Source organism: Nocardioides sp. LML1-1-1.1, from assembly GCF_040676175.1.
Lineage (GTDB): Bacteria > Actinomycetota > Actinomycetes > Propionibacteriales > Nocardioidaceae > Nocardioides.
Genome location: NZ_JBEGHK010000003.1, coordinates 576776 through 591290 on the forward strand (window position 1 = coordinate 576776; position 14515 = coordinate 591290).

Annotated in this window: 15 protein-coding genes and 1 riboswitch; of the genes, 6 read left to right on the forward strand and 9 right to left on the reverse strand. The window is 72.6% G+C overall.

All coding sequences use genetic code 11. From position 1 onward, the window contains the following. Positions 1 to 15 precede the first annotated feature (15 nt). Positions 16 to 96, reverse strand: a riboswitch (S-adenosyl-L-homocysteine riboswitch). Between the two features lie 42 nt (positions 97 to 138). Continuing rightward, positions 139 to 984: a PAC2 family protein gene (locus MRBLML1_RS13950; RefSeq protein ID WP_414691252.1), complete on the forward strand. Its 846-nt coding sequence runs from the start codon at positions 139 to 141 to the stop codon at positions 982 to 984. Positions 985 to 1004: 20 nt separating this feature from the next. On the opposite strand, the gene mshC is transcribed toward MRBLML1_RS13950, so the two are convergent. The 4 genes from mshC to MRBLML1_RS13970 are packed head-to-tail and all read right to left on the reverse strand — an operon-like array spanning position 1005 to position 4285. Beyond that, positions 1005 to 2240, reverse strand: coding sequence for a cysteine--1-D-myo-inosityl 2-amino-2-deoxy-alpha-D-glucopyranoside ligase (gene mshC, locus MRBLML1_RS13955; RefSeq protein ID WP_364516842.1), 1236 nt, complete (start codon positions 2238 to 2240; stop codon positions 1005 to 1007). 23 nt (positions 2241 to 2263) lie between these two features. After that, positions 2264 to 3007: an SCO1664 family protein gene (locus tag MRBLML1_RS13960; RefSeq protein WP_364516844.1), complete on the reverse strand. Its 744-nt coding sequence runs from the start codon at positions 3005 to 3007 to the stop codon at positions 2264 to 2266. A gap of 2 nt (positions 3008 to 3009) precedes the next feature. Next, complete coding sequence (locus tag MRBLML1_RS13965) at positions 3010 to 3564, reverse strand: DUF3090 domain-containing protein (protein ID WP_364516846.1); 555 nt, start codon at positions 3562 to 3564, stop codon at positions 3010 to 3012. A 22-nt stretch (positions 3565 to 3586) separates the two neighbouring features. Further along, complete coding sequence (locus MRBLML1_RS13970; protein WP_364516848.1) at positions 3587 to 4285, reverse strand: MSMEG_4193 family putative phosphomutase; 699 nt, start codon at positions 4283 to 4285, stop codon at positions 3587 to 3589. Positions 4286 to 4334: 49 nt separating this feature from the next. Between MRBLML1_RS13970 and corA the strand changes: the two genes are divergently transcribed. Continuing rightward, complete coding sequence (gene corA, locus MRBLML1_RS13975; protein WP_364516850.1) at positions 4335 to 5315, forward strand: magnesium/cobalt transporter CorA; 981 nt, start codon at positions 4335 to 4337, stop codon at positions 5313 to 5315. A 151-nt stretch (positions 5316 to 5466) separates the two neighbouring features. Here the strand turns inward: corA and MRBLML1_RS13980 are convergent, their stop codons facing one another. Then, positions 5467 to 6309 carry an undecaprenyl-diphosphate phosphatase gene (locus MRBLML1_RS13980; RefSeq protein ID WP_364516852.1) on the reverse strand — a complete coding sequence of 281 codons (843 nt, stop codon included), beginning with the start codon at positions 6307 to 6309 and terminating at the stop codon, positions 5467 to 5469. Positions 6310 to 6399: 90 nt separating this feature from the next. On the opposite strand from MRBLML1_RS13980, the gene MRBLML1_RS13985 reads away from it, so the two are divergent. Further along, positions 6400 to 7353, forward strand: coding sequence for an aldo/keto reductase (locus tag MRBLML1_RS13985; protein ID WP_364516854.1), 954 nt, complete (start codon positions 6400 to 6402; stop codon positions 7351 to 7353). After that, on the forward strand, positions 7350 to 7583 hold the full coding sequence (locus MRBLML1_RS13990; RefSeq protein WP_414691248.1) for a DUF5703 family protein: 234 nt from the start codon (positions 7350 to 7352) through the stop codon (positions 7581 to 7583). The genes MRBLML1_RS13985 and MRBLML1_RS13990 overlap by 4 nt, the downstream gene beginning before the upstream one ends. A 24-nt stretch (positions 7584 to 7607) precedes the next feature. Here the strand turns inward: MRBLML1_RS13990 and MRBLML1_RS13995 are convergent, their stop codons facing one another. Next, positions 7608 to 8903 carry a M20/M25/M40 family metallo-hydrolase gene (locus tag MRBLML1_RS13995; RefSeq protein ID WP_364516856.1) on the reverse strand — a complete coding sequence of 432 codons (1296 nt, stop codon included), beginning with the start codon at positions 8901 to 8903 and terminating at the stop codon, positions 7608 to 7610. Between the two features lie 44 nt (positions 8904 to 8947). Here MRBLML1_RS13995 and MRBLML1_RS14000 point away from each other — a divergent pair, with 44 nt between their 5' ends. Beyond that, positions 8948 to 9643 (forward strand): hypothetical protein, encoded by a 696-nt coding sequence (locus MRBLML1_RS14000; protein ID WP_364516858.1) that lies wholly within the window; start codon positions 8948 to 8950, stop codon positions 9641 to 9643. A 3-nt stretch (positions 9644 to 9646) separates the two neighbouring features. Here MRBLML1_RS14000 and MRBLML1_RS14005 read toward each other — a convergent pair whose 3' ends face one another. Genes MRBLML1_RS14005 through MRBLML1_RS14015 form a run of 3 tightly spaced genes read right to left on the reverse strand, consistent with a single transcriptional unit; the run spans position 9647 to position 13409 of the window. Beyond that, positions 9647 to 10267, reverse strand: coding sequence for a LysE family translocator (locus MRBLML1_RS14005; RefSeq protein WP_364516860.1), 621 nt, complete (start codon positions 10265 to 10267; stop codon positions 9647 to 9649). After that, on the reverse strand, positions 10264 to 11958 hold the full coding sequence (locus MRBLML1_RS14010) for a GMC family oxidoreductase (RefSeq protein ID WP_364516862.1): 1695 nt from the start codon (positions 11956 to 11958) through the stop codon (positions 10264 to 10266). The genes MRBLML1_RS14005 and MRBLML1_RS14010 overlap by 4 nt, the downstream gene beginning before the upstream one ends. Beyond that, positions 11955 to 13409, reverse strand: a complete 1455-nt coding sequence (locus MRBLML1_RS14015) for a flavin-containing monooxygenase (RefSeq protein WP_364516864.1) — start codon at positions 13407 to 13409, stop codon at positions 11955 to 11957. The genes MRBLML1_RS14010 and MRBLML1_RS14015 overlap by 4 nt, the downstream gene beginning before the upstream one ends. 69 nt (positions 13410 to 13478) lie before the next feature. Here MRBLML1_RS14015 and MRBLML1_RS14020 point away from each other — a divergent pair, with 69 nt between their 5' ends. Beyond that, positions 13479 to 14492, forward strand: a complete 1014-nt coding sequence (locus MRBLML1_RS14020) for an AraC family transcriptional regulator (RefSeq protein ID WP_364516866.1) — start codon at positions 13479 to 13481, stop codon at positions 14490 to 14492. The last annotated feature ends 23 nt before the right edge of the window (positions 14493 to 14515 follow it).

Genomic DNA, 14515 nt, shown 5'->3' on the forward strand with positions numbered 1-14515 from the left:
ACCCATCCTTCCAGTAAATGGAAGGCGCCCTTGGTGTCCCTGCCGAGCGTGGCGGGGGTCCCACGTGGACGCCCCGTTGCAACGCCTCTCGGCCGGTGTCCATCGTACTCGGGATCGCGTGACTAGGCTGGAGAAGTGATGGAGATCGAGACGGTGACCGGACTGGTCCGGCCGGTGGTCATCGCGGCGTTCGAGGGCTGGAACGACGCCGCCGAGTCCGCGACCGCCGTGGTGGACCACCTGATCCGCGTGTGGAACGGCAGGGTCGTCGCGGCGATCGACCCGGAGGAGTTCTACGACTTCCAGGTCAACCGGCCCACGGTCGGCATCGACGACAACGGCTTCCGCAAGCTGACCTGGCCCAGCACCCACGTCGTGGTCGCCTCTCCCCCGGCGCTGGACCGCGACGTCATCCTGATCCGCGGCATCGAGCCGAACATGAAGTGGCGCCAGTTCACCACCGAGCTGCTCGAGGTCATCGACGAGCTCGGCGGCGAGCTGCTCGTCACCCTCGGCGCGCTGCTCTCCGACAGCCCGCACACCCGGCCGATCCCGGTCTCCGGGTCCTCCACCGAGCCGGACCTGATGGAGCGGCTCGACCTGGAGCAGTCGACGTACGAGGGGCCGACCGGGATCGTCGGCGTGCTCGCCGACGCCTGCACCACCGTCGACCTGCCGAACGTCTCCTACTGGGCCGCCGTCCCCCACTACGTCGCCCAACCGCCGTGCCCCAAGGCCACCCTCGCGCTGCTCAGCCGGCTGGAGGACCTGCTGGAGACCCCGATCCCGCTCGGCGACCTGCCCGAGGAGGCGCGCGCCTGGGAGCGCGGCGTCGACGAGCTGGCCGAGGAGGACGAGGACATCGCCGACTACGTCCGCTCGCTGGAGGAGTCGCGTGACACCGCCGACCTCCCGGAGGCCTCGGGCGAGGCGATCGCGCGGGAGTTCGAGCGCTACCTCAAGCGTCGCGGCGAGGACCGCTAGGGCCCGCGAGGACCTCGGCCTCAGACGCTGAGGCCGAGCGCCGCGTCCAGCACGGGCAGCAGCGTGGTGGCCGCGTCCGGGTCGCTGGTGTCGGCGAGACCGTCGGTGCCGAGCGTGGCGGCGACCCAGCCGTCGATCGCGGCGGTCGCGCGCGGGGCGTCCAGGTCGTCGGCGATCGCGGCGAGCACCTCCTCGACCACCGGGCCGGCCGGGGCGCCGGCACCCAGGGCGAGCGCCCGGCGCCAGTCGGCGAGGTCGTCGACCGCGGTCCAGAGCTGGTCGTCGGTCCACTCCCAGTCGGTGCGGTAGTGGTGGCGCAGCAGGGTCAGCCGGATCGCCATCGGGTCGATGTCGCTGTTGCGCAGCGCGGAGACGAAGACCAGGTTGCCCAGGGACTTCGACATCTTCTGGCCGTCGTAGGCGACCATGCCGGCGTGGGAGTAGATCTTCGCGAAGGGCTCCCCCGTCGCCACCTGCACGTGCCCGGCACACATCTCGTGGTGCGGGAAGACGAGGTCGCTGCCGCCGCCCTGGACGTCGAAGGCACCGCCGAGCTCCTGCAGCGCGATCGCCGCGCACTCGATGTGCCAGCCCGGCCGGCCCTTGCCCCACGGGCTGTCCCACGACGGCTCGCCCGCACGCTCACCGCGCCACACGACGCAGTCGAGCGGGTCCTTCTTGCCCGCGCGGTCCGGGTCGCCGCCGCGCTCGCCGAAGAAGCGGAGCATCGTGTCCCGGTCGTAGCCCGACTCCTCGCCGAAAGCCGGGTCGGCGCTGACCGAGAAGTAGAGGTCCTCCTCGACCCGGTAGACCGCGCCCGCGGCCTCCAGCCGGGTGATCAGGTCGATGACCAGCGGGATCGACTCCACCGCGCCGACGTACGCCGCCGGGGGCAGCACGCGCAGCGCCTCCATGTCCTTGCGGAACAGCTCGGTCTCCCGCTCGGCCAGCTCCACCCAGTCGACCCCGACCTTGGTGGCGCGCTCCAGCAGCGGGTCGTCGACGTCGGTGACGTTCTGCACGAAACGGACGTCGTGGCCGGCGTTGCGCCAGGCCCGGTGGAGCAGGTCGAAGGCCAGGTAGGTGTTGGCGTGGCCGATGTGCGTGGCGTCGTACGGCGTGATGCCGCAGACGTAGAGGCGCGCGGGCCCGTCGGGCGTCGCCTCGACCGTGGCACCGCGGGCGGTGTCGTGGAGGACGACGGGAGGGCCGGTCACCGGGAGCACCGGGAGGCCCGGGGCGTTCCATGCGCGCATGGGGCGATGCTAGTTGGTGCTCCTCAGAAGGGCGGCCACGGGATGGGCGGCCAGCCGCCCTGCGGGCCGGGCAGCTCCCCGGTCGCGAGCAGCCGCTCCGCTCGGCGTTCCAGCGCCGTGATCTCGTGCTGGGCCAGGTGGAAGCCCAGCTTCTCGCCCAGGCTGCCGCGCACGGCGGCGAGCAGCTCGGTCACCACCGAGGTCTCCTCGTCGGTGAGCGGCTGGCCGGCCCAGCCCCACAGCACCGTGCGGAGCTTCGGCTCATGGTGGAAGGCGATGCCGTGGTCCACCCCGTGCCGGTGCCCGCCGGGCATCGCCAGGACGTGCCCGCCCTTGCGGTCGGCGTTGTTCATGACCACGTCGAGGACGGCCATCCGGCGCAGCGGCGCGGTGTCCTCGTGGACCAGGGTGACCGGGCGGTCGCGGTCGTCGAGACCGTCGAAGACCTCCAGCCAGCCCGCGGGCGTCGTACCGGACCGGACGAGGTCGACGGCGTCCTGCTCGGGGTCGACCTCACGCCACTCCTGGACCATGCCGGGCCCGTGCGGGCCCTCCGCCCACCAGGTGCGCGGCACGACGTCCCAGCCGGTCGCCTTCGAGACGAGGTACGCCGCGACCTCGCGGTCGGCGAGCGTTCCGTCCGGGAAGTCCCACAGCGGGCGCTCGCCGGCGACCGGCTTGTAGACCACCTCGGTGCCGTCGAGCTCGGCGAGGAAGGTCGCGTTGGAGGCCGGCATGATCCGGCCCTTGAGGGTCAGCCCCGTCATGCTCAGGGGTCGCGGCGCTTGAACCCGTTGGCGCGCACGCACAGGTGGCCCTCGGGGTCGATCGGGTGGCCGCAGAACGGGCACGCCGGGCGCCCCGCGCCGATCACGGCCTCGGACCGCTTCACGAAGGCGCGCGCCTGGCCGGGCTCCAGCCGGACCAGCAGCATCTCGGCGGGCTCCGCCCCGTCGGCCAGCTCGGCGGGCTCCTCGCCCACCGGGAAGACCTCGATCACGACCCGCTCGTCGCCCGGGTCCCACGAGAGCGTCATCGTGCCCGCGCGGAACTCCTCCTCGATCGGCTGGGTGAGCGGGGCGTCGTCGGACAGCCCGAAGGGCGTGATCGCGGGGATCACGCCGCGGGTGCTGCCGTCGGCGATCACCTCGTCGAGGAGCTCCTCCACCCGCTCGGCCAGTGCGGCGACCTGCTGCTTCTCCAGGGCGATCGACACGATCCGCGCACCGGCGCTGGCCTGGAGGAAGAAGGTGCGGCTCCCGGGCTCGCCGACGGTCCCGGCGACGAAGCGCTCGGGCGGGTCGAATCCGTGCACGATCGGCATGCTGCCAGCCTAGCCAGACCGCTCAGCGCGGTCCGGCGCCGCCACCGACCACGGCGCCCTGGCCCGCGGGCGGCGGCTTGCTCAGCCACGACAGATCGCCGTCGTGGGTGTTGGAGGCCAGCACGTAGGGGCGGTCGGGCGCGTAGCGCACCACCGAGATCGACGCCGGGTCGACGTTGATCCGCTGGAAGAGGTCGAGGTGCAGGCCGAGCGCGTCGGCCAGCACGGACTTGATGATGTCGCCGTGGCTGACCGCGACCCAGACCGCCTCCTGGCCGTGCTCGGCGGTGATGGCGGCGTCGAGGCGTCGTACGGCGGCCACGGCCCGGTGCTGCATGGCCACCATCGACTCCCCGCCCGGGAAGGTGACGGCCGAGGGCTGCTGCTGGACCGTGCGCCACAGCGGATCCTTGAGGAGCGTCTTGATCGGCTGACCCTGCCAGTCGCCGTAGTCGCACTCGGCGAGGGCCTTCTCGGTCGTCGTACGGACCTTGTGACCGGCGGCGCGCTGGGCGTCGGAGACCGCCTTGGCGGTCTGCTTGCAGCGCTCCTGCGGGCTGGTCACCAGGCGCGCGACGGGCACCGCCGCGATCCGCGCTCCAGTGCGGGCGACCTGCTCGGTGCCGACCTCGTCGAGCAGCACCCCGGGGGTGCGCCCGGCGAGCAGGCCGGAGGCGTTGGCGGTGGTCCGGCCGTGACGGACCAGCAGCAGGGTGGCCATGGCGGCGAGCCTAGAGCAGGGCCGGTCGCCCGCTGACTAGCGTTGACCCGTGATCGTCGACAGCGCCGTCTACCGCCACGGGGTGCGCCTCCCGGTCGACTGCTACCCGCACGACTACTCCGCCCTGCGCGAGGCCGCCAGCCGCGACCACGACTTCGTCTGGGTCGGCCTCTACGAGCCCAGCCACATCGAGCTCGCCGAGATCGCCGAGGCCTTCGAGCTGCACCCGCTCGCCGTCGAGGACGCCGTCGTGGCGCACCAGCGGCCGAAGCTGGAGAAGTACGACAACAGCCTCTTCCTCGTCCTCAAGACGCTCTGGTACGTCGACGAGGACGACGCCGTCGAGACCGGCGAGATCAACGTCTTCATCGGTGAGGACTTCGTGATCACCGTGCGCCACGGCCGCGGCTCGGCGCTCAGCGACGCCCGCCACGCCTTGGAGCAGAAGCAGGCCGTCCTCGACCACGGCCCCTCGGCCGTCGTCTACGCCGTGTGCGACGCCGTCGTCGACGGCTACACCGCCGTCGTCGCCGAGCTCCAGGTCGACGTCGACGAGGTCGAGACCTCCGTCTTCTCCGAGCAGCGCACCGACGACGGCAACCGGATCTACGTCCTCAAGCGCGAGCTGTCCGAGGTACGACGCGCCGTGCTCCCCCTGCGCGAGCCGATGCGCCGCTTCGCCACCGGCGCCGCCGACCTGATCGAGGCCGAGGCCGGCCCCTTCTTCCGCGACGTCAGCGACCACCTGTCCCAGGCCGCGGACGAGATCGACACCCTCGACGGACTGCTCTCCACCGCCTTCGACGCCCACCTGGCCCGGATCGCTGTGCAGCAGAACGACGACATGCGCAAGATCTCCGCGGGCGCGGCGCTGGTCGTCGTACCGACGCTGATCGCGGGGGTCTACGGCATGAACTTCACGCACATGCCCGAGCTGAGCTGGACCTACGGCTACCCGTTCGCGCTGCTGCTGATGGTCGCCACCGTGGGTGGTTTGTGGGTGTTGTTCAAGCGGTCCGGCTGGTTCTGAGCACGTTGCCCCACGTCTCCGACCTCGGTGCCGTGACCGAGGTCGTCGTGATCCGCGGAGCGGACTCGGGCTCGGCCCGGATCGCGACGTACCTGCCGCGCTCAGCACGCACCACGTGAGTGCTCAGCGCAGCACACGGCTCCGGAGCAGGTCAGGCGTTCAGGTAGCCGAAGCCCAGCAGCGCGAACACCCCGAGCCCGAGCAGCACCCGGTAGACGACGAACGGCGTGTAGGACTTGGTCGAGACGTAGCGCAGCAGCCACGCGATCGCGGCGTAGCCGACCACGAAGGACACGATCGTCGCGGTGAGGGTCGGGCCCCAGCCGTAGTTGGCCTCCCCGGCGTGCGCCTCGCCGACGTTGGCGATCTCCTTGAGCTCGAAGACGCCCGCACCGACGACGGCGGGGATGGCGAGCAGGAAGGCGAACCGGGTGGCGGCCTCGCGGTCGTAGCCGAGGAAGCGGCCCATCGACAGGGTGGCGCCGGAGCGGGAGACGCCGGGGACGAGCGCGAGCGCCTGGGCGCCGCCCATCAGGGCCGCGTCGCGCAGAGTCATCTGCTTGACGACCTTGTCGGTGCGGCCGACGCGGTCGGCGATGCCGAGCACGATGCCCATCACGATCAGGGTCGAGCCGATCAGCCAGAGGTTGCGGAAGTCGCGCTCGATGACGTCCTTGAAGAGCACGCCGAGGATCACGATCGGCAGCGAGCCGACGATGATGTACCAGCCCATCCGGGCGTCCAGGGTGCCGCGGTATTCCGGCTTGAACAGCGAGAGCACCCACGACCGGGCGATCCGCCAGATGTCCTTGCGGAAGTACAGCAGCACCGCCAGCTCGGTGCCGATCTGGATGACCGCCGTGAAGGCCGCGCCGGGGTCGCCCCAGCCGAACCACTCGGGGAAGATGCGCAGGTGCGCGCTGCTGGAGATCGGCAGGAACTCCGTCAGGCCCTGGAGCACGCCGAGGAACACCGCTTGCAGGAAGTCCACCACGGAAGAGCATCCTAGGGACACCGCGGTTGTCGGCGTCGTACCGGCGTGCCCGGACCGCTTCTCTCCAGGCGTGGGGCTACGTTTTCCTCCATGCAGCAGCGGTACGTCGGCGCGAGCGGCCTCCAGGTGTCGCGGCTCGCCCTGGGCACGATGACCTGGGGCAAGGACACCGACGAGCACGAGGCGCGCGACCAGCTGACCGCCTACGTCGAGGCGGGTGGCACGACGATCGACACCGCCGCCGGCTACACCGACGGTCGCTCCGAGGAGCTGATCGGCTCGTTGCTGGGTGACGTGGTCCGCCGCGACGAGGTGGTCCTGGCGACCAAGGCCGGCATCTGGCGGCGAGGCAGCGAGCGGGTGCACGACACCTCCCGCGGGGCGCTGCTGCGCGGGCTGGACACCTCGCTGCGCCGGCTCGGCACCGACCACGTGGACCTGTGGCAGGTGCACATCTGGTCCGACGACGTCCCGCTGGAGGAGACGCTGGGTGCGCTCGACCAGGCGGTGAGCAGCGGCCGTGCGTCGTACGTCGGCATCTCGAACTACACCGGCTGGCAGACCGCCCGCGCGGCGACGTTGCAGGAGGCGGTGCCCGGGCGGGCGCGGATCGCCTCGACCCAGGTGGAGTACTCCCTGGTCAACCGGCGCATCGAGCGCGAGGTCCTGCCGGCGGTCGACGCGCTCGGCCTGGGGGTCTTCCCCTGGTCGCCGCTGGGGCGCGGCGTGCTGACCGGCAAGTACCGCACCGGCACCCCGTCGGACTCCCGGGCGGCGTCTCCGGTGTTCGCGGGCTTCGTCGAGGCCTACCTCGACGACCACAGCCGCGGCATCGTCGAGGCGGTCTGCCGGGCGGCGGACGGTCTCGGCTGGACGCCGCTGGAGGTGGCCCTGGTGTGGGTGCGCGACTCCCCCGCCGTCACCGCACCGATCGTGGGCGCGCGCACCGCCGCCCAGCTGAAGGTCGCTCTCGGGAGCGAGTCCAAGACCCTGCCTGCGGAGATCCGCAGTGCGCTCGACGACGTCTCAGGAGGTGCGGCATGACCGTCACGATGCTCCGGCCAGGGATCTCGCGTGGACTCGGCCGAGGGGTCGAGTGGGAGTTCGACCGGGTGACCTTCGACCGCGCGCTGTCGCGCAACGTGGTCGCCAAGCTGCTCACCGAGCGCGCCGAGCACGGCGGCTGGGAGCTGGACCGCCTGCAGATCGGTGCGGACGGCCGGCGCCGGGTGGTGCTGCGGCGCAAGATCATCCGCGCGGTGCGGACCGCCTGAGCCTGCGCTCCTGGGCCGCGAGCCTCAGGCCTCGTCGAGGAAGCGGTCCATCACCCGGGTGCCGAACTCCAGCGCGTCGACCGGCACCCGCTCGTCCACCCCGTGGAAGAGCGCGGTGAAGTCCAGCTCCTCCGGCAGCCGCAGCGGCGCGAAGCCGTAGGAGCGCATGCCCAGCTTGGTGAAGTGCTTGGCGTCGGTCCCGCCGCTCATCAGGTACGGCGCCACGATGGCCTCCGGGTCCTCGGCGAGCAGGCTCCGGGTCATCGCGTCGACCAGCGCGCCGTCGTACGGCATCTCCCAGGGCGGCTGCTTGGAGACGTACTCGATCTCCACGCCCTCCCCGGTGAGCTCCGCGAGCGTGGTGAAGAACTCGTCCTCGAAGCCCGGCAGGAAGCGGCCGTCGACGTGCGCGGACGCCTCGGTGGGGATGACGTTGACCTTGTAGCCCGCGTCGAGCATCGTCGGGTTGGTGGAGTTGCGCAGCACCGCGCCGAGCATCCGGGCGGCGCCGCCGAACTCCTCGACCAGCGCGGGGGCGTTCTCCGGGGTGGGCTCGACGCCGGCCAGGTCGCCGACCGCGGCCAGCAGCGTGCGCATGGTCGGGGTGAGCCGGACCGGCCACTCGTGGGCACCGATCCGGGCCACTGCCGCAGCCAGACGGGTCACGGCGTTGTCGTCGTTGATCATCGAGCCGTGGCCGGCGCGGCCGCGGGCGGTGAGCCGCATCCAGGCCATGCCCTTCTCAGCCGCCTCGACGAGGTAGAGCCGGCGCCCGCGGATCGTGGTGCTGAACCCGCCCACTTCGCCGACCGCCTCGGTGCAGCCCTCGAACCAGTCCGCGTGGTCCTCCACCAGCAGCTGCGCGCCCTGGTGGCCACCCGCCTCCTCGTCAGCGGTGAAGCAGAGCACGACCGGGCGCTCGGGGGCCCGGCCGGTGCGCTGCCGCTCGCGGACCACCGACAGCAGCATCGCGTCGAAGTCCTTCATGTCGACCGCCCCGCGGCCCCACACGTAGCCGTCCTGGACCTCGCCGCTGAACGGGTGGACCTGCCAGTCCTCCGCCGCTGCCGGTACGACGTCGAGGTGGCCGTGCAGCAGCAGCGCGTCGTCGCGGCTGCCGTCCCCGCCCCAGCGGGCCAGCACGTTGGCCCGGCCCGGCGCGGTCTCCACGACCTCGGCGGCGATGCCGACCTCGTCGAGCAGGCCGGCGACGTACTCCGCGGCCTTGCGCTCCCCGGGCCCGTCCTCGCCGCCGTAGTTCGACGTGTCGATCCGGATGAGCTCCCGGCAGATGTCGACGACCTCGCTGGATTCGGTCATGGCGTCATCGTTGCACGGGCCGCCGAAGGGCTAGCGTTCTCCCCGTGGCACCCCCGGACTGGAAGCAGTACACCCCCGACGAGACGCCGGACGGCGAGCCGGGGGCCGAGCTGCGGGCCTACGTGCCGCCGCCCGAGCCGCCGCGGGTGCGCACGCTCGAGGAGCGGACCGTCCGTCGTACGGGTGGCAGCCCGGCGCTCATCGGCGTAGCCGGCGTCGTCCTGGTCGGCGGCGTCACGGCCGGCATCTTCGCGCTCTCCGGCGGCTCCGACGTCGCGCCCGCACCGGCGGCCGAGAAGGCCGACGAGAAGCCCGACGTGCAGTCCGCGGCCGGCTTCGCCGACCTGGTCGACGCGGTGCGCGAGAAGACCGGCACCACGACCGTGTTCGAGGTCGTGCTCTACCCCGAGTACGCCGTGGTGGACGCGCCCTTCAAGCCGGGCGACGTCCGCGAGGTGACCTACCACTGGGACGGCGCGCTCGACGAGACCGGCCGCGGCAACACCAAGGACGTCCCCTACGACCTCGCCGCGCTCGACGGCTCCCGGTTCGCCGCGATGTGCGCGGCGGCCAGGGCACTCGTCGAGGACCCGGAGCTCTGCTACCTGATCATCAAGCGCCCAGAGCCCGAGGACCCCACGCCCGCCTGGATCTCGGCGTACTCCAGCAACGACTTCCAGCAGGGTGGCTACCTCGAGTACGCCCTCGACGGGACCGAGGTCTCGCGGCACTCCTGGTGAGGCTCAGGCCTCCGCGGCGAGCGCGGTCGCGAAGCCCAGCATGACCACACCGGTCGCCCCGTCGACGCTGCGTCGGAAGGCCGGACGCACCAGCGAGCGGGCCGCCTTCGAGGCCACCCACACGACCACCGCGAGCACCACCGCGCCGATCACGACCAGCGTCAGCGCGTAGGCCAGCAGGGTCGGCAGCCCCTCGCCGGCACCGACGAACTGCGGCAGCACCGCCAGGTTGAACGCCAGCACCTTCGGGTTGGTGATGTTGCAGACGAAGCCCTGGCGGAACGCCGTACGGTCGCGGACCTTCGCCGATCCCTCTCCCACGGCCCACACGCTGCCGTCACGGCGCAGCGCGTCACGGATCGCCGTCACGCCGAGCCAGGTCAGGTACGCCACCCCCGCCCAGCGGATCACCAGGAACACCGGCTCGGCCGCCGCGAGCACCGCACCGAGCCCGGTCGCGGCGAGCACGCCCTGCGCGGCACCCGCGGTCGTGATGCCCGCGGCCGTCACGATCCCCCGCCGCCGGCCGCCCACCACGCTCGCGCGCAGGGTCAGGAACGTGTCCGGGCCCGGTGCCATCGCGAGCAGGGCCGCGAAGAGGACGAAGGAGACGTAGGTGCTCACGGAGTGGATCGTACGACGGGCAAACGGTAGGCACCGGGAGCGTCCGCCGGCACCACCGGCCGTTCCGGCGCGACCGGCACCACCCGCTCGTACGACGCGCCGAGCGCCGGCCGGGCGTCGGCATGCCCCTTGTTCGGCCACATCGCGACGGCTCGCTCGGCCATCGCGGTGATGGTGAGCGAGGGGTTGACGCCGAGGTTGGCCGCCACGGCGGAGCCGTCGATGACGTGGAGGCCGTCGTAGCCGTGCAGGCGGTGGTAGGGATCGATCACGCCGTCCGCGGCGGTCTCCCCGATCGGGCAGCCGCCGATCAGGTGGCCGGTGGCGGGGATGTTGACGAGGTCGGCCCAGGTGCCGCCGGGGATGCCGTCGATCTCCTCGCCGACCCGGCGGGCGACCTCGTGCCCCTGGGGGATCCAGACCGGGTTGGTCTCGCCGGTGCCCTGTCGGGTGGTGAGGGTGCGGCCCCACGGCCTCCGGCGCAGGTACGTCGTGAGGGAGTTGTCGAGGCTCTGCATCACCAGCAGCACGATGGTCTGCTCCGACCAGTGCCGCGGGTCGTGCAGGTGGGGCAGGTCGCGCCGGTGCTTCCACATCTCGCGCAACCCCGCGACGAGGCGCGAGCGGCCGTCGGCGGGGGCGTCGGTGAGGGTCGCCATCAGCAGGCCGAGCAGGTTGCTGCCGCGGCCGTAGCGGACCGGCTCCACGTGGGTGTGGTCGTCGACGTGGATGGAGGAGGTGATGGCGACGCCGCGTGAGTAGTCCACCTCGTCGCCTCGGGCGCGCACGCCGAGGATCGCCTCGGAGTTGGTGCGGGTCAGCTCACCGAGCCGCGGCGAGATCCGGGGCAGGCTGCCGCCGTCGCGCAGGCGGTGGAGCAGGCGCTGGGTGCCGAGGGAGGCGGCGCTGAAGACGACCTGGTCGGCGGTGAAGGTGCGCGCCCCGCGTCGTACCTTGCCCTCGGTGCGGCGGGTGGCCACCTCGTAGCCGCCGCCCGCGCGGGGGCGGACGTCGGTGACCGTGGTCATCGGGTGGACGACGGTGCCGGCCCGCTCGGCGAGGTGGAGGTAGTTCTTGACCGTGGTGTTCTTCGCGCCGACCCGGCAGCCGGTCATGCAGGCACCGCAGTCGGTGCAGGTGGTCCGTGCGGGACCGGCGCCGCCGAAGAACGGGTCCGCGACCCGTTCGCCGGGCTGCTCGCCGAAGAGCACGCCGACGTCGGTGGGCCCGAAGGTCTCCCCCACGCCGAGCGAGTCGGCGACCGACTTCATGACGTGGTCCGACGGCGACATCGACGGGTACGACGTCACGCCCAGCATCCGCCGCGCCTGGTCGTAGTAGGGCGCGAGCTCGTCGGCCCAGTCGGTGATGCCGGCCCAGTGCGGGTCGTCGAAGAACGCCTTCGGCGGCTCGTACAGCGTGTTGGCGTAGACGAGGGAGCCGCCGCCGACGCCGGCGCCGGTGAGCACCAGGACGTCCTTGAGCAGGGTCATCCGGAGCAGGCCGTAGCAGCCGAGCGCCGGGTTGAAGACGTAGTCGCGGACCTTCCACGAGGACGTCGGCAGGTCGTCGTCGGCGAACCGGCGCCCGGCTTCCAGCACGCCCACGCGGTAGCCCTTCTCGGACAGCCGCAGCGCGGTCACGCTGCCCCCGAAGCCGGAGCCGACCACCAGCACGTCGTAGTGCGTCATCGGGCGACCTCCTCGAAGTCGGCGGCGTCGAAGCGGGCGGTGCGCTCCTGGTACTCCGTCACCGTGCCGGGCCAGTTGGTGGTGATCCGGCCGCTGGGCTCGCGGTACCAGCTCGTGCACGACGCCCAGACGCTGCTGGACAGGCGGCCCTGCATCTCCTCGTCGTACGACGCGGCCCGGTCCGCGCGCACGGCCAGCGCCGCTCCACGCCGGGCGCCCTCGAGCACCGCCTGCACGACGTAGCCCGCCTGCGCCTCCAGCATGCCGATGATCGAGCTGCCGCCGAGGTTGGTGTTGGGCCCGTAGAGGATGAAGAAGCCCGGGAAGTCGGGCACGGTGATCCCGAGGTGGGCTCGGGCGCCTCCCTGCCACGCGTCGTGCAGCCGCCGGCCGTCGCGGCCGGTGATGTCGAGCGAGGCGAGGAAGTCGGTGGCGGCGAAGCCGGTGCCTAGCACGATCACGTCGGTCTGGTGCAGCACCCCGTCCGCGGTGCGCACACCGCCGGCCTCGACCGCGGTGATCCGGTCGGTGACCACGTCGACGTCGTCGCGCACGAGCGCGGGGTACCAGTCGTTGGAGAAGAGCAGCCGCTTGCAGCCCAGCGGGTAGTCCGGCACCAGCCGGGCCCGCAGCGCCGGGTCCTTGACCTGGCGGCGCAGGTGCAGGTGCCAGGCCCGGTCGAGGACCTTCGTGATCGTGCCGCCGTCGGAGTCGAGCGCCTTGTTGAGCTGCTCGGAGAGCTTGAACACGCTGCGCCGGGCGATGGCGTGCAGCCGCGGGCGTCGGACGAACAGGCGCTTCTCCCAGGCGGCGTAGGTGCGGTCCGGCTTCGGGACGACGTACGGCGCCGAGCGCTGGAACACCGTCGTGCGTCCCGCGACCGGGGCGACCTCGGGCACGAACTGGATCGCGCTGGCGCCGGTGCCGATGACCGCGACCCGCTTGCCGGCGAGCGCGACGTCGTGGTCCCACTGCGCGGAGTGGAAGACCGGGCCGGCGAAGTCGTCGAGGCCGGCGATGGCCGGCACCGCGGGCTCGGAGAGCTGGCCGACCGCGGAGACGAGGATGTCGGCGGCCAGCTCCTCGCCCGAGGTCAGCCGGACCGTCCACCGGCCGTCGGCCCAGGCCGCCGAGGCGACCTCCGCGCCTGTACGGACCAGGTCGCGCAGCCCGCTCGCGGCAGCCCGCTCCCGGATGTAGGCGTGGATCTCCGGCTGGCGGGCGTAGCGGTGGCTCCAGTCGTGCTTGGGCGCGAAGGACCAGGAGTAGAGCGAGGACGGTACGTCGCAGGCCGCGCCCGGGTAGGTGTTGTCGCGCCACACCCCGCCGATGTCGTCGGCGCGCTCCAGGACGGTGACGTCGGTGATCCCGGCCTCGCGGAGGTGGTGCGCGGTGGCCAGGCCGCCGAAGCCGGCACCGATGACGATGACCGACGGCGTACGGGTGCTCATGGCAGCACGCTAGGCACCGGCCGGAGCGCCTGCCAGCGCCGAACGGCCACAGGATCCATAATTCCGGCCATGTTCGATCCGCCGGTGACCCGCACCTGGGACTTCCCGCGCCGGGTGGCCGGGATCGCGCTGCTGGTCGGCGCCGGCACGGACGAGGGTGTCGCCGCCGAGGTGCTGCTGCGCGGCAGCGGGCTGGGCGTGCGCGACCTCGACGACCACCAGCGGGAGGTGACCGCCCAGCAGGAGCTCCGGGTGGTGCGCAACCTGGTCGCCGCCGTCCCGGGGATCACCGGCGCCCGGGTCGGGCTCCGCTACCACGTGTCCACCTTCGGGCCGCTCGGCTTCGCCCTGCTCAGCAGCCCGACGATGGGCGCCGCCGCCAACCTCGCCTTCCGCTTCCTCGACCTGAGCTTCGCCTTCTGCGTGTTCGGTGCCCGGATCGAGGGCGACCAGGCCGTGGTCGCCCTCGATGACCGCGACCTGCCAGCCGACGTGGGCCGCTTCCTCGCCGAGCGCGACCTCAGCGCGATCTGGACCGTGCTGCGCGAGATCGCCGGGGGCGCACCGAGGGTGTCCTCGGTGGCGCTGCCCTATCCCGCCGCCGACCCGGGCGACTACCGCGCCGCCTTCGGTGTCCGGCCACGGTGGGACGCACCCGGCGGCCGGGCCGAGCTGCGCATCGACGCCGCCTGGATGGACTACCCGCTCCCCCAGGCCAACCCGCACGCCTTCGCCCTCGCCGAGGCGCTGTGCCGCGACCTCGTCGCCGCCCGGCGCAGCCGGACCGGGATCGTGGAGCAGGTCCGGATCCTCGTCGCGCAGCGCCTCGCCGACGGCGCCCCGATGGCCGACGTGGCCGCCGCACTGGGGCTGAGCGAGCGCTCGCTGCGCCGGCACCTGGCCGAGTCCGGGACGTCGTACCGGGCCCTGCTGGACGAGGTACGACGCGGCGCCGCCGAGGAGCTCCTCGCCGACCGCGGGCTGAAGGTCGACGACATCGCCCGGCAGCTCGGGTACGCCGAGGCGACGAGCTTCGGGGCGGCGTACCGGCGGTGGACGGGGCGCTCGCCCCGTGATCGGTGAGGGTTCGGCAACTCTGGTCTGAT

Bases quoted from the DNA above. Each gene is read 5' to 3' on its own strand.
- MRBLML1_RS13965 (WP_364516846.1), bottom strand. From the start codon at position 3,564: ATGCCGATCGTGCACGGATTCGACCCGCCCGAGCGCTTCGTCGCCGGG.
- MRBLML1_RS13985 (WP_364516854.1), top strand. From the start codon at position 6,400: ATGCAGCAGCGGTACGTCGGCGCGAGCGGCCTCCAGGTGTCGCGGCTC.
- MRBLML1_RS13995 (WP_364516856.1), bottom strand. From the start codon at position 8,903: ATGACCGAATCCAGCGAGGTCGTCGACATCTGCCGGGAGCTCATCCGG.
- MRBLML1_RS14015 (WP_364516864.1), bottom strand. From the start codon at position 13,409: ATGAGCACCCGTACGCCGTCGGTCATCGTCATCGGTGCCGGCTTCGGC.
- mshC (WP_364516842.1), bottom strand. From the start codon at position 2,240: ATGCGCGCATGGAACGCCCCGGGCCTCCCGGTGCTCCCGGTGACCGGC.
- MRBLML1_RS14010 (WP_364516862.1), bottom strand. From the start codon at position 11,958: ATGACGCACTACGACGTGCTGGTGGTCGGCTCCGGCTTCGGGGGCAGC.
- MRBLML1_RS14020 (WP_364516866.1), top strand. From the start codon at position 13,479: ATGTTCGATCCGCCGGTGACCCGCACCTGGGACTTCCCGCGCCGGGTG.
- MRBLML1_RS13990 (WP_414691248.1), top strand. From the start codon at position 7,350: ATGACCGTCACGATGCTCCGGCCAGGGATCTCGCGTGGACTCGGCCGA.
- MRBLML1_RS13970 (WP_364516848.1), bottom strand. From the start codon at position 4,285: ATGGCCACCCTGCTGCTGGTCCGTCACGGCCGGACCACCGCCAACGCC.
- MRBLML1_RS13960 (WP_364516844.1), bottom strand. From the start codon at position 3,007: ATGACGGGGCTGACCCTCAAGGGCCGGATCATGCCGGCCTCCAACGCG.
- MRBLML1_RS13950 (WP_414691252.1), top strand. From the start codon at position 139: ATGGAGATCGAGACGGTGACCGGACTGGTCCGGCCGGTGGTCATCGCG.